The following is a 21,444-nucleotide window of genomic DNA, read 5'->3' as shown; positions in this document are numbered from 1 at the left end:
ATTACAATATACGTTTTTAAGAAAATAAAAACCAGTCAATTACCTGTTCCCGTTAATTCTTTCTGCCTTTTTTAGCTGACGCTCCTTCAACTTCTTCACCACTTCTTTCCTGCTTTTTTCCGGACTCTGCATCGGGATAATTCCCAATCCGATGGTTTCCCGCATGCCCACAAAGACACTTTTCCATAACAAGTTAAAAAACGAAGCACCCGGAGGCCGCTCAAAATGAATCTTAGCCGTTCTTAAATCACCATTCTTAGCTGGATTTTCATCCTTAATAATCAATGTGTTGGCTAAGAATGAAAGAAATCCCTTCTTCTGAACAGGCTTTCCATTTTCCCCCTCTTTCAGTAATTTCACTTTCAGCTGATTATAATACAACTGCATCGTCCCGTCAGACCCCTTTTCATTCGCCTGAACCTCAAAATCTATCTTTTGTATCTGCCCGGTCTCAATTTCTACCATCCCCAATGGCCGGGCAAGTGGATTTAACTTCACCATATCCAGCTTTCCAATATGTCCTTTAAAAGAAAAAGCGCCATTTTTAGCCAGCAAATTAAACTTAATTACAATATCCAGCCGTGCTGCCTTAATCACCAGGGCGTTTAAATCAGCGACAGCAAAATGATTCCTGGCCAGCGAAGAAGAGTCATTCGTTACATTCAGCACCTGCCCGCTCAACTGGTCAATATTTACCGTTCCACGCTGTTGCGACATCGGATTGTATTCTGTGTAGGCAACACTCACCTTATTTAATTTCAGCGTGTCAATCGTAATTGGTAAAGGTAACCGCTGTAAAGCCATATGCGGAAAATTATTTCCTTTGTTTGCCGAACCCGGCGGCATCTCCCGGTTCATAAAAATTCTGGCTATCGTCTGCCCGATTTTTAAACGCTCTGCATGGATTACCCGGTCGGTATTAAATTTCACAAAATCAATCCCTTTAAAATCAATTTCGCCAAAAACCAGATCATACCGGTCCTTCTGAACTTTAAGCTTCCTGCTGAAAGCCAGATCAGGATACATCGGGATCATCTTAAAACCTTTGAGCCGGATAGTCCGGCCTGTTGCAGATCCCGTTATCGTATCTATTTTCATTTTGTAAAGCTTGTCCTTCGTTAAAGAATGATAACCTGCCAGTTCAAATGACACATCTTTTGCATAATAAAACCGTGTTGTATCTTTTTCAGTAGTCTCATCCAGCTTAAAATCCCTGATCTGTATAGTCAGATGTTTCACCGAATTCAATAAACGGCCATCTGCCCCATTGATATAATCAAAGTCAGCATCTGCAATTTTTATTCCTCTGATATGAACAGCTGCCAGCGTTTTTGAGATCAGTTCATAAAGGCTGCGTTTATCTTTTTTAACAGTATCAGGTTTTTTATCAACTTTATTATAAATCATATTAATCGAAGGATTCTCCAGAATAATATCATTCATCGCTATCTTTTTATGAAGCCAGACTTTAAATATTCCAATGTTACGCAATCTTAAACGCGCCAGCCTGACCTGGAATAAGTGCGTAGGTGCATTCCCTAATTTCTTTCTTGCGTTAAAAACTGCAGTATCCGGCGATAGCAAAATACTGTCAACACTTACACTTCCGGTAAGGAGGTTCAGGTGGATATCCTTAAAATCAATATGATAAAGATCTGCAGATCCATTAGCCACTACCTCTTTTATCTTTTTAGTCAGCAATGGCTTCCATTGTATGCTGATATAAAACGAAGCACAACCCAGGATAATGATCAGGGCTAAAAGCACTCCTGCGAGCCATTTCCATATTTTCTTCTTCCCCGGTGCATGGTCTGTCATATTTCTTTATTTAACTAATATTACAGTAATCAGCTTATAATGTTTTTGATATTTGAAACGCTGAATGTCAGCATAGCGTCTAAAAGGGGTAAATATCAAATTGAACCTCACTTTTAAATGCTGCCAATTTGTCATTTACAAATTAAATTTAGTAGTTTTGTCCCTTTAAGAATGTTACTCATTTATGATCGATTTACAGCTAACAGACAAAACACATGATGAAGGGCGCCAGGGTGAAGCTCTGATTGTTGATGCCCCAAAACTGCTTAATGCGAGGAAGCTATACATTGAAAGTTATGGTTGCCAGATGAACTTCGCTGATAGTGAAATTGTTGCCTCTATCCTGTTAGATCAGGGTTTTCAGACCACAGGTAACTATCAGGAAGCCGATGCAATTTTTATCAATACCTGCTCAATCAGGGAAAATGCAGAACAGCGTGTCCGCAACCGGTTATCGCAGTTTGGTATAGAAAAACGTAAAAATCCTAAACTGATTGTCGGGGTTTTAGGCTGCATGGCAGAACGTTTGAAATCTAAATTCCTTGAAGAAGAAAAATTGGTAGATCTGGTTGTCGGACCTGATGCTTACCGTGACTTGCCACAACTGATAGAACAGGTGGGTGATGGTCAGAAAGCAATTAACGTTTTACTATCCAGAGAAGAAACTTACGCAGATATTAGTCCGGTCCGCCTGAACGGGAATGGAATTACTGCTTTCATTTCCATTATGCGTGGTTGTGATAATATGTGCTCTTTCTGCGTAGTGCCTTTTACAAGAGGACGTGAACGCAGTCGTGATCCGCATTCTATTCTTACTGAAGCGCAGGATTTACATGACCGCGGTTATAAAGAAGTTACGCTGCTTGGACAGAATGTAGATTCTTACAAGTGGAAAGGTACAGCGGAAGCAGAAGATGGCGCTGAGATCATGGTCAACTTTGCCCAGTTACTGGAAAAAGTAGCATTGATCAGCCCTGAATTACGTGTCCGTTTCTCGACTTCACATCCAAAAGATATTACAGACGAAGTACTGCATACGATTCAAAAATATGATAACATCTGCAACAATATCCACTTACCTGTACAATCAGGAAGCAGCAGGGTATTGGACCTGATGAACCGTACTTATACCCGCGAATGGTATATCAACCGGATTGATGCCATCAGAAATATCATTCCTGATTGCGCGATCTCTACAGATATTATTGCTGGTTTCTGCACTGAAACTGAAGAAGAACATCAGGAAACCTTAAGCATGATGGATTATGTGGGTTATGACTTCGCATTCTGCTTCAGTTATTCAGAAAGACCAGGAACAATGGCTGCAAGAAAACTGGATGATGATATTCCGGAAGACGTAAAAAAACGCCGTTTACAGGAAATCTTATTAAAACAGCAAACTACTTCTCATTACAGATTAGAGAAATCTGTAGGAAAAACAGTCCGTATCTTAGTAGAAGGTTTCTCTAAAAAGTCTGATAAAGACCTTTGCGGAAGAAATGACCAGAATGCGATGATCGTATTCCCGGCAGTAGAAAATGTGAAGCCAGGGCAATACGTAAATGTCATTATTGAGCGTTGTACATCAGCGACTCTGCTGGGCAGAATTACAGCTTAAAAAATATACTCCAGTGAGCATTTAAATATAATTATTTTGGACGTACAAGATATTAAAAACCGATTTGGGATTATTGGTGGTTCTCCACTTTTAAACCGTGCTATAGATATTGCCAGGCAGGTAGCGCCAACGGATATGTCAGTATTGATTACTGGGGAAAGTGGTAGTGGAAAAGAAGTATTTTCACACATTATCCACCAGATGAGTACCCGTAAACACGGTGCTTTTATTGCCGTAAACTGTGGTGCAATTCCAGAAGGCACAATAGATTCAGAATTATTCGGACATGAGAAAGGCTCTTTTACCGGTGCTCACGAAGCACGTAAAGGATATTTTGAAGTGGCAAACGGAGGAACGATCTTTTTGGATGAGGTTGCTGAATTACCTTTAGGTACACAGGCCCGTTTATTAAGAATACTGGAAAGCGGAGAATACCTGCGTGTAGGTTCTTCCAAAGTACAGAAAACTGACGTCCGCATTATTGCAGCAACAAACGTCGATGTATACAACAGGGTAAAATCCGGTAAGTTCCGTGAGGATTTATATTACCGTTTAAATACTGTACCATTGCGCATACCTGCTTTACATGAACGTAAAGAAGACATCTTTTTGCTGTTCAGAAAGTTTTCTGCCGATTTCAGTGATAAATACCGCAGCCCGGGTATCCACCTGGAACCAGATGCGATACAAATGCTGAGCAATTACAGCTGGCCGGGAAACGTCAGACAGCTTAAAAACATTGCAGAACAAATTTGTGTACTGGAAAAAGACCGGAACGTAACTGCTGGTGCTTTATTGAATTATATTCCGAATGAAGGAGGCAGCAATTTGCCAATGGCATTAAATAACGGAAGTAATAAAGAAGATTTTTCCGAAAGAGATATTCTTTACAAAGTTCTTTTCGACATGAAAAAGGACATGATGGACTTGAAGAAACTGGTTGCCGAGATTATTCAGAGTGGTGGAAATACTTCACATATCATGGAGGAAAACCCGCACTACATCAACCAGCTTTACCAGGAAGTAGATCAGACTGTGAGCAATGACTCTACTTTCATGATTAAAAAATCTCCTCAGAATACGCCTGTAGACTATAACTACACCCATGATGCAGAAGAAGTGGAAGAATCCCTTTCTTTGATTGACAAGGAATCTGATTTAATCAAAAAAGCACTGAAAAAACATAAAGGCAAGCGTAAGTTCGCAGCTCAGGAACTGGGAATTTCTGAACGTACACTATATAGAAAGATCAAAGAACTCAATTTAAATTAGGTCATGAAAAGAATCTGTTTATTGCTGCTGCTGCCGCTGGCAACATTAGTGAATTCGTGTTCAGTAAAGTTAAACGGAGCCTCTATTCCTGCGGAGATGAAAACGGTAACCGTGTCGTATTTTGAAAATAATGCGCCATTGGTGATCCCGACATTAAGTGCAGATTTTACAGAGGCTTTAAAACTGCGTATCCGGAATCAAACCCGTCTGATTGTTAGCCAGAGTAATGCAGATGCAATTTTTGAAGGCAGGATTACGGGTTATGACATCCGCCCTATCGCCCTTCAGAATAACAATGCGCCAAGTGCGGGTGGAAACAGGCTAACCATTAAAGTAAGCGTAAAATACACCAACAACCTTAATCCTAAACAAAGTTTTGAAGAATCATTTGAGCGGTTTAAAGATTTCGACATGAGAGGTCAGAGTCTGGAGTCTGTTCAGCTCCAGTTAAATAAAGATATCAACGCACAGCTTACTGAAGATATATTCAACAGGGCTTTTGCGCAATGGTAAAAGAGCTGAAAAAACCGGTATATTAAATGAATTTCAATTGTTAACTTAGCCTCGTCATGCTGGATAAAGACATACAACAACAACTTGCTGAATTAATTGCGGATCCTCAAAAGGCTTCTCCGCAGCATACGGCTATGTTGAGCGGCTTGTTACAGACTTATCCCTACTACCAGCCGCTGCATTTGTTATTGGCCAAAGCCGATCTGCAAAGGGCAAAAAGCACGAATCAGCTTGTTCAGGCTTCTCTTTATACCAACGGCTCTATTTTACACCAGTTTTTGTTTAAAAAAGAAACTACACCAGTCACCTTTTTGATTGTCAACGGATGCCCGGGGGTCAGAGAAGAGAATGAACAGGAAGGTTTCGATGAGCTGGAAGAAGTATTTGAAGAAATTGCTGAGGTTGACCATACCAATTACCGCCCATTCAGAAATTCAGGTCCGGATGCTGAAACAGCAGTCACCAATGAGGCCCCTGAACGCAGGAATTCTCTGGAAGATGATTTCGTTTTTGAAAGTATTGCTTCTTCAGATTTCTTCGCCTTTGAACAAAACTTCAGTACAACAGAGGTTGTTGAACCACAACAACAGCAGCAGCCGGTAGCAGATGCGCCCGTTATTGAAGAGCATGAAGCTCAGGCAGCGGCCGAAGTAGAAAATAGCCAGGTTAGTAATTACCATGACGAAAATCTGCCATACACCTTTTTATGGTGGCTGGCTAAAACCCGTAAAGAACATCAGAGTATATTTCAGCCATATGCTTTACCCAAAACAAATAATGCTCAGGAACTACAGCAGCAGTATGTAGAACATATTTTCCATATACAAAGCCACCTGACCGGAAGTGAAGCTTTACTCGGTACAGAAGAACAGCAAAAACCAGCGACCAAAGATGCGGAGATCATCGAAAGCTTTATTAAAAATGATCCGCAGATCCTGCCGCCTAAACCCGAGCAGATTGACAATGAAAACAAGGCAAAGAAAAGTGCAGAGGATCAGAATGACCTCGTATCTGAAACACTGGCCAATATTTATATCGAGCAAATGCTTTACGACAAGGCGATAGATACTTATGAAAAATTAAGTTTGAAGTTTCCAGAAAAAAGACGTTACTTTGCCGACCTTATCCAATCTATAGAAAAGAAAATTTAACCATTTAACATACTATGCTTTTTTTAATTATTTTATTGATCATTATTTGTGTTGCATTAGGCCTGTTTGTTTTAATACAAAATCCTAAAGGCGGTGGTCTGGCAACAGGCGGATCGGGAAGCAATATGTTCGGTGTACAACGTACAGGTGATGTACTTGAAAAAGGCACCTGGGTTCTTTTAACTTTAGTCGTTGTGATTTCACTGGCAATTACTGCTATTGGAAAAACAGGATCAACCGGAGCTACTGGCGGCGGAGATTCTAAAATTCAACAACAATTGGATAAAACACCTACGCCTTCTCCAATTGGCGGTGGTATTAAACCAGCTACAACTCCTGCTCCTGCAACTACGCCGGAAGCACCAAAAAAATAAGCTTAAATACCTTTTTTAAAGAAGCCCGTCAGAAAATAATCTGACGGGCTTCTTTCGTTTATCCCTGCCAGTCTGACACAAAAAAAATAGGCGCTTAATCTATTAGCTGACAAGCCTGTGTAAATTTGGCAACCGAAAGCTCCTTGGCATAAAAACTGATGTGCCTTTAGCGTTATTATACAATTTATACGTTAACCTTTAAATTAAAACAATAATTAAGTTATGGCTTTAAACATTAAACCCATTGCAGATAGAGTAGTTGTTGAAGCTGCTCCTGCCGAAGAAAAAACTGCTTCGGGTATTTATATCCCGGATACAGCTAAAGAAAAACCTCAGCAAGGAACAGTAGTTGCGGTTGGCCCGGGTAAATATGCCGAGTTAACAGGAAACTTAGTACCATTGAGCGTTAAAGTTGGTGATGTAGTTTTATATGGCAAATACGGAGGTACTGAAATTACTTTTGAAGGTAAAGAGTATCTTATTATGCGTGAAACTGATCTTTACGCAGTTCTTTAGTTGTTGGTTTAACCCGGCAAATCTCACCAAATATTAAAAAAAAGTTAAAAATGGCAAAGCAAGTAAAATATAACGTAGAAGCCCGTGACGCCCTGAAAAGAGGTGTTGATACTTTGGCTAATGCAGTAAAAGTAACTTTAGGTCCAAAAGGACGTAATGTAATTATTGATAAAAAATTCGGTTCACCAGCAATTACAAAAGATGGTGTTACTGTTGCGAAAGAAATTGAATTAAAAGACCCAATCGAAAACATGGGTGCTCAAATGGTTAAAGAGGTTGCTTCTAAAACTGCTGATATTGCAGGTGACGGAACAACTACTGCAACTGTACTGGCTCAGGCGATCGTTACAGCGGGTATCAAAAACGTTGCTGCTGGTGCAAATCCAATGGATTTGAAACGCGGTATCGATAAAGCGGTTACAGCTATTGTAGCAAACTTAAAAGCTCAGTCTCAAACTGTTGGTGAAGATAACAACAAAATCAAACAGGTTGCGTCTATCTCTGCAAACAATGACGAAGTTATTGGCGCGCTGATCGCTGAGGCAATGGGTAAAGTAGGTAAAGATGGTGTAATTACTGTGGAAGAAGCAAAAGGTACTGAAACTGAAGTAAAAACAGTAGAAGGTATGCAATTTGACCGTGGTTACTTATCTCCATACTTTGTAACTAATGCGGATAAAATGGAAGCGGAATTAGAAAACGCTTACATTTTGATCTATGACAAAAAAATCAGTAACATGAAAGAATTGTTACCGATTTTAGAGAAACAAGTTCAAACTGGTAAACCATTATTAATTATCGCTGAAGATTTAGATGGTGAAGCTTTGGCTACTTTAGTAGTGAATAAAATCCGTGGTTCTCTGAAAGTTGTTGCTGTTAAAGCTCCAGGTTTTGGTGACCGCAGAAAAGCAATGTTAGAAGATCTTGCTATCTTAACAGGTGGTACTGTAATTTCTGAAGAAAGAGGTTACAAATTAGAGAATGCTGACCTTACTTATTTAGGTACTGCTGAGAAAATCGTTGTTGATAAAGACAATACAACAATTATTAACGGTGCTGGTTCATCTGAGGATATCAAAGCCCGCGTTAACCAGATCAAAGCTCAGATCGAAACTACAACTTCTGATTACGATAAAGAAAAATTACAAGAGCGTTTGGCTAAATTAGCTGGCGGTGTTGCAGTTCTTTACGTAGGTGCAGCTTCTGAAGTGGAGATGAAAGAGAAAAAAGACCGTGTTGATGATGCTTTACATGCAACCCGTGCGGCTGTTGAAGAAGGTATCGTTGCTGGTGGTGGTGTTGCTTTCATCCGTGCTATCGAAGCTTTAGAAGGAATGAAAGGATCTAACGAAGACGAAACTACTGGTATCGCAATCGTTAAACGTGCTATCGAAGAGCCATTACGTCAAATCTGCCAGAATGCAGGTATTGAAGGTTCTATCGTAGTTCAAAAAGTTAAAGAAGGTAAAGGTGATTTCGGTTACAATGCCCGTACTGATGTTTATGAAAACTTAATCAGTGCAGGTGTTATCGATCCAACTAAAGTTGGTCGTGTAGCTTTAGAAAACGCAGCTTCTATTGCAGCGATGTTGTTAACAACTGAGTGTGTATTAGCTGATGATCCTGATGATAATGCAGCAGGTTCTGCTATGCCTCCTATGGGTGGCGGTGGAATGGGCGGAATGATGTAAGTCAATTCTGTTAATCGCTGATTAAAACCTCCAGTTTAAAGCTGGAGGTTTTTTTATGCTTTAGAAATTTTAACTCGTTGTAAGGTAGGTGTTTGGAAAAATAGATTCTATTTTCTAAATTGATATAACGATACAATATGAGGAAAATTTTAACTCTCTTTTTCGCTCTCTTCCTTAGTATTATATCCTTTCATTCCAATGCTCAGCTGACTCTTGGAACGGTGGATGGAGGACCTTATACGACCGGATCAAGCATAAGCGCCACTTTTAATATTGGCGAAAGCAGCTGTATCAAAATTGGTAATACGTTTAGCCTGGTTTTAGTTAATGCTGCCGGGAACGAAGTTACGCTAGGTACATATAATGGGTTCTATTCTACTTTTGTGAATGGAGTTATACCGGCAGGTACGCTGGCCGGCACGGGTTATAAATTAAGAGTTAAATCTTCAAACCCAGCGTTGAGCTCTGATTTATCAGCAGCTTTTGAAATTAAGGCCGGAACCCCGGTAACAGCCTCTCTTAATGCAGTCGCATCCGTCATCAGTCAAAATCCACGGACTTTTGGCTCTTGTAATGGTACTGACAATACAAATTATAATTTCACGAATGAATCTACAGCTGACCAGGTAACCGCAACAATTACTAATGAATTAAATCCCGGAGCGCCCACTACGCTAACTTACCCTGCTGCTAACAATGTCAATACCTTTACTGCTGGTCTGGCCCATTATACCATATTTGTAAAAGCAAAAAGTCCGGATGGGAATATCGGTACGCAAGCTTATCTGCTCATTAATAACCTGGCAGTAACTGCATTTAAAACAACAAGCAGCAATACAGTCTGTTTTCCTGTCGGATCTTTTGCTTATGGAGTGGACGTCAGTAAATCTGATGGTATTGGTGCAAATTTCCCTGGCAATACTTATAAAATCGACTGGGGAGACGGTGACTCCAATGAATATACTTTTTGTGATATCAAGTCCAATGGCAGCAGTGTACAGCATACTTTCAAGAAGTCCTCTTGTGGACTGACTTATACGAGCGGCAATCAAGTTACTTATAACGCATTCGGAGTTAATGTTGGTGTAAACAGTCCTTATTGCGGACCTATTGGAACGCCTATTTCAACAACGGCAAGAGTTGTTTCCAGGCCTGAAAATAAATTCAGCGCTCCGGCCGTTGTTTGTATTAACGATCATATAGCGGTAACTAACCAATCAACTGCCGGACAAAACCCAAATTCAAATTCTTCTGGCTGCACTGATAATCTCGTTTTTTATACCTGGTATGTTGATAACGTGGCAGTATATGTAGATAAGCCTGTATCTTTTACACCAGATTTCGTTTTTACAACGAAAGGGCCACATAAGATACGCCTTTCGGCCAGAAGTGCGGGAAGCTGTCAACCAGAAGATGTTGAGCAGATTATTTGTGTACAGGATCCACCAAAACCGAACTTCACCCTTGGGAATGCGGTAATCTGTTTAACTCCGGGAACATTAACACCAGTCAATACTACTGTTCTGGACAATACCTGTGTTAATGCAAGCCCCGTTTATACCTGGACAGTTACTCCGGCGGCAGGAGTTACCTTTGATGCGAATACCGCAACTCCACAATTTAAGTTTACGCAGACCGGAATATATGAAGTGAAATTGGCCGTTCAGTCCGGAACTTGCACAGTACTAAGTGCTCCGCAGAAAATTGTAGTGAATACACAACCGCAAGCAACTTTATCTCCGGATATTACGCTGTGTGCTACTGGAAATTATATTTTTAATCCTAACCCGGGCCCTACGCAAACTACGCTGAGTGGAACAGCAGAAGAAATCAGCGGAACCTATACATGGACAGTGGCCAGTACAGGTAATTACACCTTTGTATCGCCTGATGGCCCGAATAGTAAATACCCAACGCTGAATTTTGCAGATTATGCGACCTATACGGTAACGCTGACTCATACTAACAATTGCGGAACGGTAACAAGGACGCAGAAAATCACGCTTTCAAAATCACCTAAACCTGAAATCACTGCCGCTGCTAATCCGGTTTGTTATAATTCAGCGATTAGTTTGACCGGGACCATCATGGATCGTAATCCGAATACCACCTTTGTATGGGTAGGTAACGGAGGCGTTTTTTCCGCACCAGATAATCTGATTACCACTTATACGCCCACTGCTGCTGAACGCAATGCCGGAGTTGCAACCGTTATATTAAGAGTCCAGACTGGTCTTCCTGCACCTTGCGCAAGCGTCGAGACAAATCTTTCAGTACAGATTTACCCTAACAATACAGGAACAAATACGACCCAGAATATCTGTTCAGGTCAGGCTGCTTCTCATACACCTGTATCAAGTGTAACAGGCAGCACTTTTACCTGGACAGCTGCAAATGCCGACGGAATGGCCAGGGGATTTACACCCTCGGGATCCGGCCCAATTAATCAGGTCATCACCAACACCAATGCCACAACCAATGCTATTGTCATCTATACGATTACACCTAAAAGCAATGGGTGTGATGGCGTTCCTTATACTTTTACCGTAACAGTTACGCCTATACCAGTGGTCACAGCTACCGTAGCCCAACCTGTAATCTGCGGGAATGAAGCCGCTGGAATTACACTCAGCTCCACAATGGCGAACACTAAATATACCTGGACAAGTACTGCCACTGCTGGCATTGCCGGCAATACAAATCAAGCCGTTCCAATTGCGGTTACTGCGATCCAGGATGTTTTAGTGAACAGCGGGGCTGTGCAGGGAACAGTAACTTATATAATCACCCCTGTTTCTGCAACAGGCTGCCAGGGAACACCAATCACCATTACTGTCAAGGTTGATGCAGCAATTACGATTGCCAATGCAGGGCCTGCACAGACTTTATGCGCAAAAGCAAGTACATTGCTTGCCGGAAATACTCCTAAAGCAGGAGAAACGGGACAATGGTCTGCAGTATCCGGAACGCTGGTCATTGCTGATCCGTCAAACCCGCAAACATCAGTCACCGGGCTCATCCCGGGCCAGACTTATGTACTCAGATGGACCATCAGAGGTGCCGCAAATTGTACACCAACGATGGCAGAAGTCACAATCAATAATCTCTTGCCAATCAGCAATACCATTACCAGCACCAGTACTGAGGTTTGCTACGGACAAACGATTGACATCACAGGTGATACCCCAACCGGAGGAACCGGAACTTATACTTATCTCTGGGAAAGCAGTGCCGACAATGGAGCTACCTGGAATGTGATCAGTGGTCAGACCTCCAAAGATTTAAACTTCAAACTCTTAGCGACTTTAAGCTTCCGCAGAACGGTAACCAGCGGCCCCTGTCCTGTGCTGAGTAATGTGATCCGGGTGATTGCCCAGCCACCAATCGGCAATAATACAATTGCTGCCGATCAAACGATCTGTACCGGATTAATACCGGCTGCTTTGACTGGCAGCACACCCACCGGATCTGATGGTCGTTTTAACTATCAGTGGCAATCCAGTACCGATAATGCCATATGGACAGACATCAGCGGAGCTGTATTTTCAGGGTATATATCTCAAGCTTTAACCGCCACCACTTTTTACAGACGTATAGTAAGTACACAAGCTTGTAACGGAGCTTTACAAAGTATCAGTCCTTCGGTAAAAATTACAATCAAACCAAATGCGAAAGCTGAATATACCTTTACGGCAGATAACGGCTGTATTCCCTTTGTTTTAAATATAACGGCAGTTACTTATCCTGACCGCAACGCTACTTATACCTGGTATGCGGACGGGGTGCAAATTGGCACAGGCAGCGACTTTCCTGGGTATACAATGACAATCAGTAATGCTTCGGTTGTGATTAAACTGGTTGTAACCAGTAGCCTGGGTTGTACGCAGGATGAATTCAGCCATACTTTTAGTACGATTCAGAATGTCCTTCCTGCTTTTACCCAAAGTGCTACTGAGGGTTGCGGCCCGCTGAAAGTCAATTTCATCAATACCTCTACTTCTTTGACCAATGCGACTTTTTTCTGGGATTTTGGAAATGGGGTAACCACAACACAGGTTATGCCCGGACAGGTTACCTTCCAGCCACATCCGCTGGGCAGGGATACCACTTATAAAGTTTCGCTGACTGCAACCACTTCGTGCGGCAAGGTTACCGTGGTTTCGGGCGTATTTGTAAAGGCCAGGCCCATTGCCTTATTCTCTCCTGATAAAACGGTGGGCTGCTCTCCGATGAAGGTAACTTTCAGCAATACTTCTCCCGGAGGGACCAATACCTATTATTATGATTTCGGAGACGGGACATTGCTGACCAAAACTGACAAATCACCTGTGGAACATACTTACACTACTGGTGCTGTCAAAAATTACGTGGTAAAAATGGTTGCTCAGAATGAATGCGGAAGGGAAGAAACTTCTTATACGATCCGGGTTTCCCCCAATACCATTTTACCTGAATTGGTTGTAAATGCAGATGAAAAAGAAGGTTGTGCACCTTTAAAGGTTAACTTTTATAACAATAGTAAAGGGGCAAGCAGTTTTCAATATGATTTTGGGGACGGAAGCACTTTGATTACCCGTTCCGCACCTGAAGTTGTAACACATACTTTTACTGCACCCGGAACATTTACAGTGAAGCTGACGGCTTCAAACGGATGTTCTGACACTACAACTACTGAAACTATTAAAGTGCTTCCTCAGCCAGGTGTAGCCTTTACCGGTGATCTGCTTTCAGGTTGTCCGGGGCTTGTTGTACAATTTAAAAATACCAGCAATGGTGGGATCAGTTATTTATGGGACTTTGGGGATGGAACGACATCTGCCGAATTTGAGCCCAAACATACTTTCGATGGCAGCAAGGAATTTTATACCGTTACTTTAACAGCAACCAATACCCTGGGCTGTTCCAATACTTCGGTATTGACTGATTATATCCACATTGTCCCTCCTCCTGTTGCCCGGTTTAACGTCTCTCCTGCAACTATAATTAACATTCCGGATTACACCTTCCGGTTTGAAGATGAGAGTACCGGGGCCCCATTAGTCTGGCTTTGGGATTTTGGGGATAAACAGACTTCAACCCTGAAAAGCCCTTCTCATACCTACCTGGATACAGGAACTTATGTAGTTACTTTAAGAGTAACCAATCAACAAGGCTGCTTTTCTACCACCTTCAAAAAAGTTTCTATAGTTGGCGTACCCGGTTATTTATTTCTGCCTAACTCCTTTATACCAGGTAATGAGACACCCGAACTCCGGATTTACAAGGCTAAAGGATCGGGGATTAAAAGCTGGCGCATGCGTATTTTCAATAAATGGGGACAAGACTTATGGGAAACAACCAGTCTCGACGAAGGCCGGCCAGCTGAAGGCTGGGACGGGTTATTCAAGGGCGAGCCAGTACCGCAAGGCGTATACTTTTGGAAGATTGATGTCGAGTTCATTAACGGGATGGAATGGAAAGGGATGACTTACGATTTTTCAGCACCGAAAAGAACAGGAATTATCCACTTGATTAGATAAACCGGAATATGAAACTGAGATCAACCTCTATTTTGCTGTTATGCTTGTTTGCCAGTTCAATTGCTGCATTGGGCCAGGATCATATTTATTCTCAGTTTTTTAACGCACCATTATACCTCAACCCTTCATTGACCGGGCAGTTTGAAGGAGATTTCAGAATGAATATGATTTACCGGAATCAATGGACAGGATTGAATGGTACGCTTTCCTATATCAATGCATCAGCCGATTTGAATATCCCGCATTTTGGTGGCGGGGTTGGTTTACAATTCAACCGCAGCACTGAAGGCACTGCCTTTCTGGTGAAAAATAATATTGCGGCTACTTATTCTTATAGCGTAGGTACAGATGACTTTGTCCTTTCTTTTGGTATTCAGGCTGGGTTTACCAGCAGGCAGATTGACTGGAGCAAATTGGTATTCTCTGACCAGATTGATAACCGGCTTGGTTATATCCCAGGAAGTATCAGTGCAGCACAACCACCCAATCAGGCCAGTAAATTCTTCTTTGATCCAGCGGCAGGGGTCAACCTGGTGTATGGAAATTTTATGGCTGGTGTAGCCTCACATCACATTAACCAGCCGGATGAGTCTTTTAGCGGTGCACAGGCAAAGCTGCCGATGCGGCTTACCGGTTATGCCAGTTACAGAATCGCATTGACGCAGAATTACACTTATGGTGTGGACGATGCGTCTTATATAATTCCTTCAGTGGTCTATTATAAACAGGGAAATGTATCCTCTATGAGTGCTGGTGCGCAGTTTAAATATAAAGGGCTGAACTCTGGTCTCTGGTATCGTACGGCTGGTGAAGGCGGTCCCGACGCGATTGTAGTTTCTCTGATCTTCGATATTTTTACCGGACGTGACAACGGAGAGAAATTAAGAATAGGTGTCAGCCATGATGCGACAACTTCAAAATTAAATTATACCAATACCAATGGTACAACAGAGGCTAGTATCGGTTATCAGAAGTATTTCCCTAATAGTTCCGGTTTTAATAAATTCAATGGCTTAAGGTGTTACGACTTCTATTAAGTCTTGCTCATTATGCTTGTTCTTTCCATATCTTTATAAAAGTTTAAAACTTTAAGCGATTTTTTATCTTTTTGATACCATGGAAGAATTTATTGAAGGCAACCACTTTTTAACCCAAAGCGAGGTATATAAGTTTTTACTGACCATATTATTGTGCGGACTCATTGGTATTGAACGCGAATTAAGAGCCAAACAAGCCGGATTAAAAACCATGATCATGATTGGCCTTGGCTCTACGCTGTTTACTATTTTATCTATTAAAATTGGCGCAGGAAGCCAGGACCGTATCGCTTCTAATATTGTGACCGGAATCGGGTTTCTGGGTGCAGGTGTAATTTTCAAAGAGGAAAACCGGGTCAGAGGATTAACTACTGCCTGTGTAATCTGGATTGTAGCTGCGATAGGTATGGCTGTAGGTGCTGGTTATTCTGAGCAATCTATCGGCGTAACCATCGTTGTTTTACTGGCACTTGTTTTCTTCCCTTATGTAGAAGAATTCGTGCAAAACCGCTCCTCTTCCAGAGAATATAAGATTGTAAAGAAATACGAAAATGAAGGACTGGATAGCTATGAGGAACATTTCAAAATTGCGCGTTTAAAATTAAGCCGTGGTCAGCAGCGCATGTCCGAAGGGATTATCAGTGGAACCTGGATTGCGGTAGGTTCACCCAAAAACCACAAGCTATTTGTCGACCATATGTTACAAGATGAAAAAATTCTTGAATTTCAGTTCTAACCTCCTTGAATTCGTATTAAACTATTTAGCTTTGCATTATGCATAGAGAACAGATCTCCGTATTTGATATTTTTAAAATCGGGATAGGCCCGTCAAGTTCACATACCCTTGGCCCCTGGAGGGCTGCCCAGCAATTTACGGCTTCATTAGCAAGTAAAGACCTTTTAAGTGGTGTTGAACAAGTAAAAATATTGCTTTATGGTTCTCTTGCAAAAACAGGTCATGGCCACGGTACTGATATTGCCATTTTATTGGGAATGATTGGTGCAGATCCGGTAACTTTTGATGTAAACGCCATTGATTCTACGATAGCAGCGATTAAAGCGGACCAGCAATTGTTATTAGGTGGCAGTCAGCAAATCTCTTTTGATTATAACGATGATTTAATTTTCCTTTACAAGGAGAGTTTACCTTTTCACCCGAATGCCGTGACTTTTCAGGCATTTCTGACTAATGGCAGCGCATTTTCTGAAACGTACTACTCTATTGGTGGTGGTTTCGTAGTGAAAGAGGGTGAAACTAGTGGAGATAAAGAACAGGTGGAACTTCCATTCCCTGTTGAAATAGCCGGCGATTTATTGCACTGGTGTTTAACTACTGGCTTAAAAGTTTCGGAAGTGGTGATGGAAAATGAACTGATGTGGCGCACCGAAGCGGAAACCAGGCAAGGTATGCTTCAGCATTTCAGGGTCATGAAAGAATGTACTTTCCGTGGTTGCCATACAGGTGGATTTTTACCCGGAGGATTAAACGTGGGCCGCAGAGCAGCAGCTTTAAATAAAAGACTGATCGGCAACAAACCTTATACAGATTACGAAAGCTGGATCCAGGCCATCAGAGCTGGTGGAAATAGCTTTAATTACACCCTGGACTGGGTAAGTTGTTTTGCTTTGGCTGTGAATGAGGAAAATGCATCGTTCGGCCGCGTAGTCACAGCGCCTACCAATGGAGCTGCGGGTGTAATTCCGGCGGTATTACAATATTATATTGCTTTCTGTGATGGCTTTGAGGAAGACAAAATCATACAATTCATTGCCTGCGCTTCTGAAATCGGGAGTATTTTCAAAAAAGGAGCAACCATATCAGCAGCAATGGGTGGTTGTCAGGCAGAAATTGGTGTTTCTTCTGCCATGGCCGCAGCGGCATTAACAGAGTGTATGGGTGGTTCTCAGCGACAAGTAATGATGGCAGCAGAAATTGCCATGGAACATCATTTAGGCTTAACCTGCGACCCGATTGGCGGTTTGGTACAGATTCCCTGCATTGAGCGGAATACCATGGGCGCGATTAAGGCAATTACGGCAAGTCAGCTGGCTTTGCAGAGTAATCCGGATAAAGCAAAAGTAAGTTTAGGTGCAGTGGTCAATACCATGTGGGAAACTGCGCTGGATATGAACTCTAAATATAAAGAAACTTCGGATGGCGGTTTAGCGACCAACATTCCAATCAGCTTACCTGAATGTTAATTAAAAGCTTTGATAATGGATGGGCTGAGCTGATCTGCCCATTCTTTATACATTTTTCCCGAGGGATGCAGGCCGTCGGAAGCGACCAGCGCAGCATCAGTTGCGGCATTTCTTGAAGCCGGTGTAATATCTGTATAATTGATCCCTGCTTTCAGACTTTCTTCTTTGTTCACCGCATTAAAAGCATCTATTTCTTTCGCAACCACTTTCGCATCTCTACCGCTTTGTACCCCATAGGGAGTCACTCCCCAATCCGGTATAGAAACCACAAATACATGGGCCGCATTTCCACCGGCAAAATTCACAGCCGTTTTTAGCAGCGCAATAAACTCTTTCCGGTAGGCTGCTATAGCATATCCTCTGTACTGATTATTGACGCCAATCAACAGCGTCACAAGGTCATATTCCGGCAAAAATGTATCCGCTTTAATTCCTGCAATCAGTTCTCCGGCAGTCCACCCGGTTGTCGCAACAATTTTAGGCGCTGAAAAATGGAGTGACTGCCTGTTCAGGTTTTCCCGGAGCTGATAAGGAAAACTTTCCGCCTGTTTTACCGCTTCCCCGATGGTATAAGAATCTCCGAGCGCGAGATAAGTCAGCTGATCTGTAGGCGGATCGATTGGAGTTATATCAGTTTTATTCATGCCATTTGTTGAGCTTTTTCCACATCCTGAGAGGAGAACTATCAGGATAGCTATTGTCGTTAACTTCATTTTAAAATTTACGAAAGCTGCCTGGGATCAGATGTTGAAGGTAATAATTTATAGGTGTTATTAGTGAATATGCGGGGCAAAAATCTTAAAAAGATAACTGATCATAATCATTGATCCGGTCATCATAAACAGGATATTAATCAGGATTTTGCTCCGCTGTCCCCAAAAGTAATGGGCTGTAAGCCCGATTGCAAAGGTTAACAGCACAGGAACAGTAGCTGGGTATAGCTGAAAGCTCTGCTGGAAATCACCTTTGAGCAAGGCGAGTAAGGAGCGCTGAAATCCGCAGCCGGGACAATCATATCCGGTCAGATATTTAATAGGGCAAGGCAGCATATAATTACCCGCTTTCTCCAGTAAAGAAGAGAAAGCGGATAAAAGAAATATTTTAGGCATTGGAATTAAGCCTCTGGTGTTGATGGCGGTATTGGTGTTGATGGCGGTGTCGGTGGGTTCGGTGCCGCTGGTGGTGTAGTTGGTGCAGCCGTTGGCGTAACCGGAGGCTGGTTAAAAGGATTATTTGCACCAAAAGGGTTATTTCCATTGAATGGGTTATTTGTACCAAATTGGTTGTTAGGGCCAAATCCATTCGCTTCTTTAGCTGATGGGCCCAGATATTTTGCATCTGTAAGTCCAAGCAACGGGAAAAATACAAATGGAAGCAAGATCAAACCAATCGTAAAGCCTTCAGATTTACCAAAGCTTTTAGACAACAGGTTCAATGCCCAGATACCAAAGACAATATTAGTACATGGCAGCAGCATCCATAAAATCCAGATTGGTGGTTTTCCTATGATTTCAAGCAAAACAATAATGTTATAAATGGGAACGATTGCTGCCCATCCTGGTTTTCCTGCTTTTTCGAAAACTCTCCACATGGAGTAGACTACCAGGACAAGAATAGCGAGATAAGTAAATCCTCCAAAAAGACCTACTCCTGTAGACATTGGTGAGGTTGAAGCGTTGTAATCCATATTTTATTTGTTTTTATCCCGGTAAGATAGGAAAAAAATAAATAAATGTTTTACCTGAGCCTGACAAATAACAGAAAATTAATAGAGTTCCATGTGGAACAACCCGGCAATATGTTTTTTGAGTATAGCTTTCACCTCAGCTAAATTTAATTCGTGACCAAGCTCTCTTTGCATCGAGGTTACATCCTTATCATCTATTCCACAAGGAATTATGTTTTTAAAATATTCCAGATCTGCATTTACGTTAAAAGCAAAACCATGCATGGTCACCCAGCGGCTGCAACGTACACCCAGCGCACATATTTTCCTTGCTTTTTCATTGTCCGCATCCAGCCATACACCAGTAAATCCAGGGTACCGGCCAGCAATGATCCCGTAATCAGCCAAAGTCAGGATTACAGCTTCTTCCAGTGTTCTGAGATATAAATGAATATCGGTAAAGAAATTATCCAGATCCAGGATCGGATAACCTACAATCTGTCCCGGCCCGTGATAGGTAATGTCGCCACCACGATTCGTTTTATAATAGGTTGCATTTTTTTCCTTCAGCCCTTCTTCGTCCAGCAAAAGATATTCTGCATGTCCGCTTTTCCCTAAGGTATAAACATGAGGATGTTCACAAAAAATCAGGAAATTTGGTGTTTCTACCGTAGTCTCTTGTATACGGTTATTCGTTTTAACGGCAATAGTATCTTTAAAAATAATTTCCTGATTGTCCCAGGCTTCCTGATAATCCAAAAGCCCCCAGTCAGCAAATTTTACTTTTTTGTTCATCTCTGTTAAAATTAAGCTACCACATATCCCAGCATATAACCATCTGAGGTTTTGAAGTAATTTGCGGTCAGCGTCCTTGTACCTTCAGGCAAATCAACTATAGCGGTCAGTGTTCCCTGTTCGTGCAGTTCGAAGGGTTGTATATGAATGTGTTTTTTAAATTCCAGGCCTTTTTTACCATACCATTTATAAATGGCTTCTTTGACACACCAGCAAACATAAAGTCCGTCTGTATTATCTTTTACATGCAACAGTTCGGGTGGAGACAGAAATTTCTGCTGAATCCGGTGAATCTTAGGCTCTATCCTTTCAATATCCACGCCAACACCTTTTTCTTTTCCGATCATGACCACTGCGTAATCAAAAGAATGACTTAATGAAATAGTTGAAGCAGAATTCACCAGGTATGGTTTTCCATGTGCATCAATCCGGCAGTCAATATACTCTGCGGTATTCAGCATCGTCCGTAAAAGTAAACGTGTACTTAACCAGTGTAACAGGCGCTTGCCATTGTTTAAGGTAGCGAGAAAATCGAGTTCATGCGCCTTTAATTGCAGGCCGGAAATCAGGTCTTCTTCGCGCTCCTGGATTTTCCATACGGCTAGTATGGTATGATCGTCAATATCTTTATTATAGATTACAGGCATCGTATTTAAAAAATCAATGCAAAAGTATCTTAAATTAATCATAATTTCGCCCAAAGACTTTACAAATGATACTTTCCGATAAGCGTATTCTAGAAGAGATTGACAGAGGGACAATAATTATTGAGCCCTTCAATCCAGATTGTCTGGGCACAAATTCCTATGATGTTCATCTTGGAAAATACCTGGCTACTTATACTGACAGAGTGCTTGATGCCAAAGCACACAATAAAATTCAGCATTTTGAGATTCCAAAAGATGGGTTTGTTTTACAACCCGGAACATTATACCTGGGGGTAACCCTTGAATATACGGAGACACATGCACATGTTCCTTTTCTGGAAGGAAAATCGAGTACGGGCCGTTTAGGAATAGATATCCATGCGACTGCCGGTAAAGGCGATGTAGGTTTCTGCAATACCTGGACACTGGAAATTTCCTGTGCTCAGCCGGTAAGAATTTACGCGGGAATGCCAATTGGCCAGCTGATCTACTTTGCTGTAGAAGGTGACATTGAAACGTTATACAACGCGAAGGACGATGCGAAGTATAGTAACAAGACTACCAAGCCCGTAGAAAGTATGATGTGGAAGAATAGCTTTTAGAAAGCGTTTAAACTTTGCATTAA

At 41.8% G+C, this 21,444-nt stretch carries 18 protein-coding genes; 12 read left to right on the top strand and 6 right to left on the bottom strand.

Features of this window, described 5'->3' with window-relative positions; genetic code table 11:
• Positions 1-39 precede the first annotated feature (39 nt).
• Positions 40-1,818, bottom strand: coding sequence for a hypothetical protein (locus AB3G38_RS18160; RefSeq protein WP_367865215.1), 1,779 nt, complete (start codon positions 1,816-1,818; stop codon positions 40-42).
• A gap of 184 nt (positions 1,819-2,002) precedes the next feature.
• On the opposite strand from AB3G38_RS18160, the gene miaB reads away from it, so the two are divergent.
• The 11 genes from miaB to AB3G38_RS18105 all read left to right on the top strand — a co-directional run bounded on the left by miaB (position 2,003) and on the right by AB3G38_RS18105 (position 17,711).
• Entirely contained in the window at positions 2,003-3,436 is a 1,434-nt protein-coding gene (gene miaB / locus AB3G38_RS18155) for a tRNA (N6-isopentenyl adenosine(37)-C2)-methylthiotransferase MiaB (RefSeq protein WP_367865214.1), read from the top strand.
• Positions 3,437-3,472: 36 nt separating this feature from the next.
• On the top strand, positions 3,473-4,708 hold the full coding sequence (locus AB3G38_RS18150) for a sigma 54-interacting transcriptional regulator (protein WP_354300176.1): 1,236 nt from the start codon (positions 3,473-3,475) through the stop codon (positions 4,706-4,708).
• A gap of 3 nt (positions 4,709-4,711) precedes the next feature.
• Entirely contained in the window at positions 4,712-5,221 is a 510-nt protein-coding gene (locus tag AB3G38_RS18145) for an LptE family protein (protein WP_367865213.1), read from the top strand.
• A gap of 56 nt (positions 5,222-5,277) precedes the next feature.
• On the top strand, positions 5,278-6,372 hold the full coding sequence (locus AB3G38_RS18140; protein WP_367865212.1) for a hypothetical protein: 1,095 nt from the start codon (positions 5,278-5,280) through the stop codon (positions 6,370-6,372).
• Between the two features lie 14 nt (positions 6,373-6,386).
• Positions 6,387-6,746: a preprotein translocase subunit SecG gene (gene secG, locus AB3G38_RS18135; protein WP_183866191.1), complete on the top strand. Its 360-nt coding sequence runs from the start codon at positions 6,387-6,389 to the stop codon at positions 6,744-6,746.
• A gap of 222 nt (positions 6,747-6,968) precedes the next feature.
• Positions 6,969-7,262, top strand: coding sequence for a co-chaperone GroES (gene groES, locus AB3G38_RS18130; RefSeq protein ID WP_041878207.1), 294 nt, complete (start codon positions 6,969-6,971; stop codon positions 7,260-7,262).
• A 50-nt stretch (positions 7,263-7,312) separates the two neighbouring features.
• Positions 7,313-8,953 (top strand): chaperonin GroEL, encoded by a 1,641-nt coding sequence (gene groL, locus AB3G38_RS18125; RefSeq protein ID WP_068404075.1) that lies wholly within the window; start codon positions 7,313-7,315, stop codon positions 8,951-8,953.
• Positions 8,954-9,090: 137 nt separating this feature from the next.
• Positions 9,091-14,472, top strand: coding sequence for a PKD domain-containing protein (locus tag AB3G38_RS18120; protein WP_367865211.1), 5,382 nt, complete (start codon positions 9,091-9,093; stop codon positions 14,470-14,472).
• 8 nt (positions 14,473-14,480) lie between these two features.
• Positions 14,481-15,509: a PorP/SprF family type IX secretion system membrane protein gene (locus AB3G38_RS18115; RefSeq protein WP_367865210.1), complete on the top strand. Its 1,029-nt coding sequence runs from the start codon at positions 14,481-14,483 to the stop codon at positions 15,507-15,509.
• 79 nt (positions 15,510-15,588) lie between these two features.
• Positions 15,589-16,245 (top strand): MgtC/SapB family protein, encoded by a 657-nt coding sequence (locus AB3G38_RS18110; RefSeq protein WP_367865209.1) that lies wholly within the window; start codon positions 15,589-15,591, stop codon positions 16,243-16,245.
• 38 nt (positions 16,246-16,283) lie between these two features.
• A complete protein-coding gene (locus AB3G38_RS18105; protein ID WP_367865208.1) occupies positions 16,284-17,711 on the top strand; it encodes an L-serine ammonia-lyase in 1,428 nt (475 codons plus the stop codon).
• Here AB3G38_RS18105 and AB3G38_RS18100 read toward each other — a convergent pair.
• The 5 genes from AB3G38_RS18100 to AB3G38_RS18080 form a co-directional block, all read right to left on the bottom strand.
• The gene (locus tag AB3G38_RS18100; protein WP_367865207.1) at positions 17,708-18,424 is read right to left on the bottom strand and encodes an SGNH/GDSL hydrolase family protein; all 717 of its coding nucleotides are present in this window, start codon (positions 18,422-18,424) and stop codon (positions 17,708-17,710) included. The genes AB3G38_RS18105 and AB3G38_RS18100 overlap by 4 nt on opposite strands.
• A 60-nt stretch (positions 18,425-18,484) precedes the next feature.
• Entirely contained in the window at positions 18,485-18,820 is a 336-nt protein-coding gene (locus tag AB3G38_RS18095) for a DUF2752 domain-containing protein (RefSeq protein WP_367865206.1), read from the bottom strand.
• A gap of 5 nt (positions 18,821-18,825) precedes the next feature.
• Positions 18,826-19,398, bottom strand: a complete 573-nt coding sequence (locus AB3G38_RS18090) for a DUF5684 domain-containing protein (protein WP_367865205.1) — start codon at positions 19,396-19,398, stop codon at positions 18,826-18,828.
• 78 nt (positions 19,399-19,476) lie between these two features.
• Entirely contained in the window at positions 19,477-20,172 is a 696-nt protein-coding gene (gene lipB, locus AB3G38_RS18085) for a lipoyl(octanoyl) transferase LipB (RefSeq protein WP_367865204.1), read from the bottom strand.
• 11 nt (positions 20,173-20,183) lie between these two features.
• Positions 20,184-20,861 (bottom strand): 4'-phosphopantetheinyl transferase superfamily protein, encoded by a 678-nt coding sequence (locus tag AB3G38_RS18080; protein ID WP_367865203.1) that lies wholly within the window; start codon positions 20,859-20,861, stop codon positions 20,184-20,186.
• Between the two features lie 23 nt (positions 20,862-20,884).
• Here AB3G38_RS18080 and dcd point away from each other — a divergent pair, with 23 nt between their 5' ends.
• On the top strand, positions 20,885-21,421 hold the full coding sequence (gene dcd / locus AB3G38_RS18075; protein WP_068404102.1) for a dCTP deaminase: 537 nt from the start codon (positions 20,885-20,887) through the stop codon (positions 21,419-21,421).
• Positions 21,422-21,444 lie beyond the last annotated feature (23 nt).

The sequence above is a fragment of the Pedobacter sp. WC2423 genome (assembly GCF_040822065.1).
GTDB lineage: Bacteria > Bacteroidota > Bacteroidia > Sphingobacteriales > Sphingobacteriaceae > Pedobacter.
The sequence above is the reverse complement of the archived record's forward strand: the minus strand, read 5'-3'. Positions and strand labels throughout refer to the sequence as shown.

What these genes read in the sequence shown, in the direction of transcription:
- AB3G38_RS18110 (WP_367865209.1), top strand. Translation starts at nt 15,589, where the DNA reads ATGGAAGAATTTATTGAAGGCAACCACTTTTTAACCCAAAGCGAGGTA.
- AB3G38_RS18080 (WP_367865203.1), bottom strand. Translation starts at nt 20,861, where the DNA reads ATGATTAATTTAAGATACTTTTGCATTGATTTTTTAAATACGATGCCT.
- AB3G38_RS18140 (WP_367865212.1), top strand. Translation starts at nt 5,278, where the DNA reads ATGCTGGATAAAGACATACAACAACAACTTGCTGAATTAATTGCGGAT.
- miaB (WP_367865214.1), top strand. Translation starts at nt 2,003, where the DNA reads ATGATCGATTTACAGCTAACAGACAAAACACATGATGAAGGGCGCCAG.
- AB3G38_RS18145 (WP_367865213.1), top strand. Translation starts at nt 4,712, where the DNA reads ATGAAAAGAATCTGTTTATTGCTGCTGCTGCCGCTGGCAACATTAGTG.
- AB3G38_RS18160 (WP_367865215.1), bottom strand. Translation starts at nt 1,818, where the DNA reads ATGACAGACCATGCACCGGGGAAGAAGAAAATATGGAAATGGCTCGCA.
- secG (WP_183866191.1), top strand. Translation starts at nt 6,387, where the DNA reads ATGCTTTTTTTAATTATTTTATTGATCATTATTTGTGTTGCATTAGGC.
- AB3G38_RS18105 (WP_367865208.1), top strand. Translation starts at nt 16,284, where the DNA reads ATGCATAGAGAACAGATCTCCGTATTTGATATTTTTAAAATCGGGATA.
- AB3G38_RS18095 (WP_367865206.1), bottom strand. Translation starts at nt 18,820, where the DNA reads ATGCCTAAAATATTTCTTTTATCCGCTTTCTCTTCTTTACTGGAGAAA.
- AB3G38_RS18100 (WP_367865207.1), bottom strand. Translation starts at nt 18,424, where the DNA reads ATGAAGTTAACGACAATAGCTATCCTGATAGTTCTCCTCTCAGGATGT.
- AB3G38_RS18115 (WP_367865210.1), top strand. Translation starts at nt 14,481, where the DNA reads ATGAAACTGAGATCAACCTCTATTTTGCTGTTATGCTTGTTTGCCAGT.
- groL (WP_068404075.1), top strand. Translation starts at nt 7,313, where the DNA reads ATGGCAAAGCAAGTAAAATATAACGTAGAAGCCCGTGACGCCCTGAAA.
- AB3G38_RS18120 (WP_367865211.1), top strand. Translation starts at nt 9,091, where the DNA reads ATGAGGAAAATTTTAACTCTCTTTTTCGCTCTCTTCCTTAGTATTATA.
- dcd (WP_068404102.1), top strand. Translation starts at nt 20,885, where the DNA reads ATGATACTTTCCGATAAGCGTATTCTAGAAGAGATTGACAGAGGGACA.
- lipB (WP_367865204.1), bottom strand. Translation starts at nt 20,172, where the DNA reads ATGAACAAAAAAGTAAAATTTGCTGACTGGGGGCTTTTGGATTATCAG.
- AB3G38_RS18090 (WP_367865205.1), bottom strand. Translation starts at nt 19,398, where the DNA reads ATGGATTACAACGCTTCAACCTCACCAATGTCTACAGGAGTAGGTCTT.
- groES (WP_041878207.1), top strand. Translation starts at nt 6,969, where the DNA reads ATGGCTTTAAACATTAAACCCATTGCAGATAGAGTAGTTGTTGAAGCT.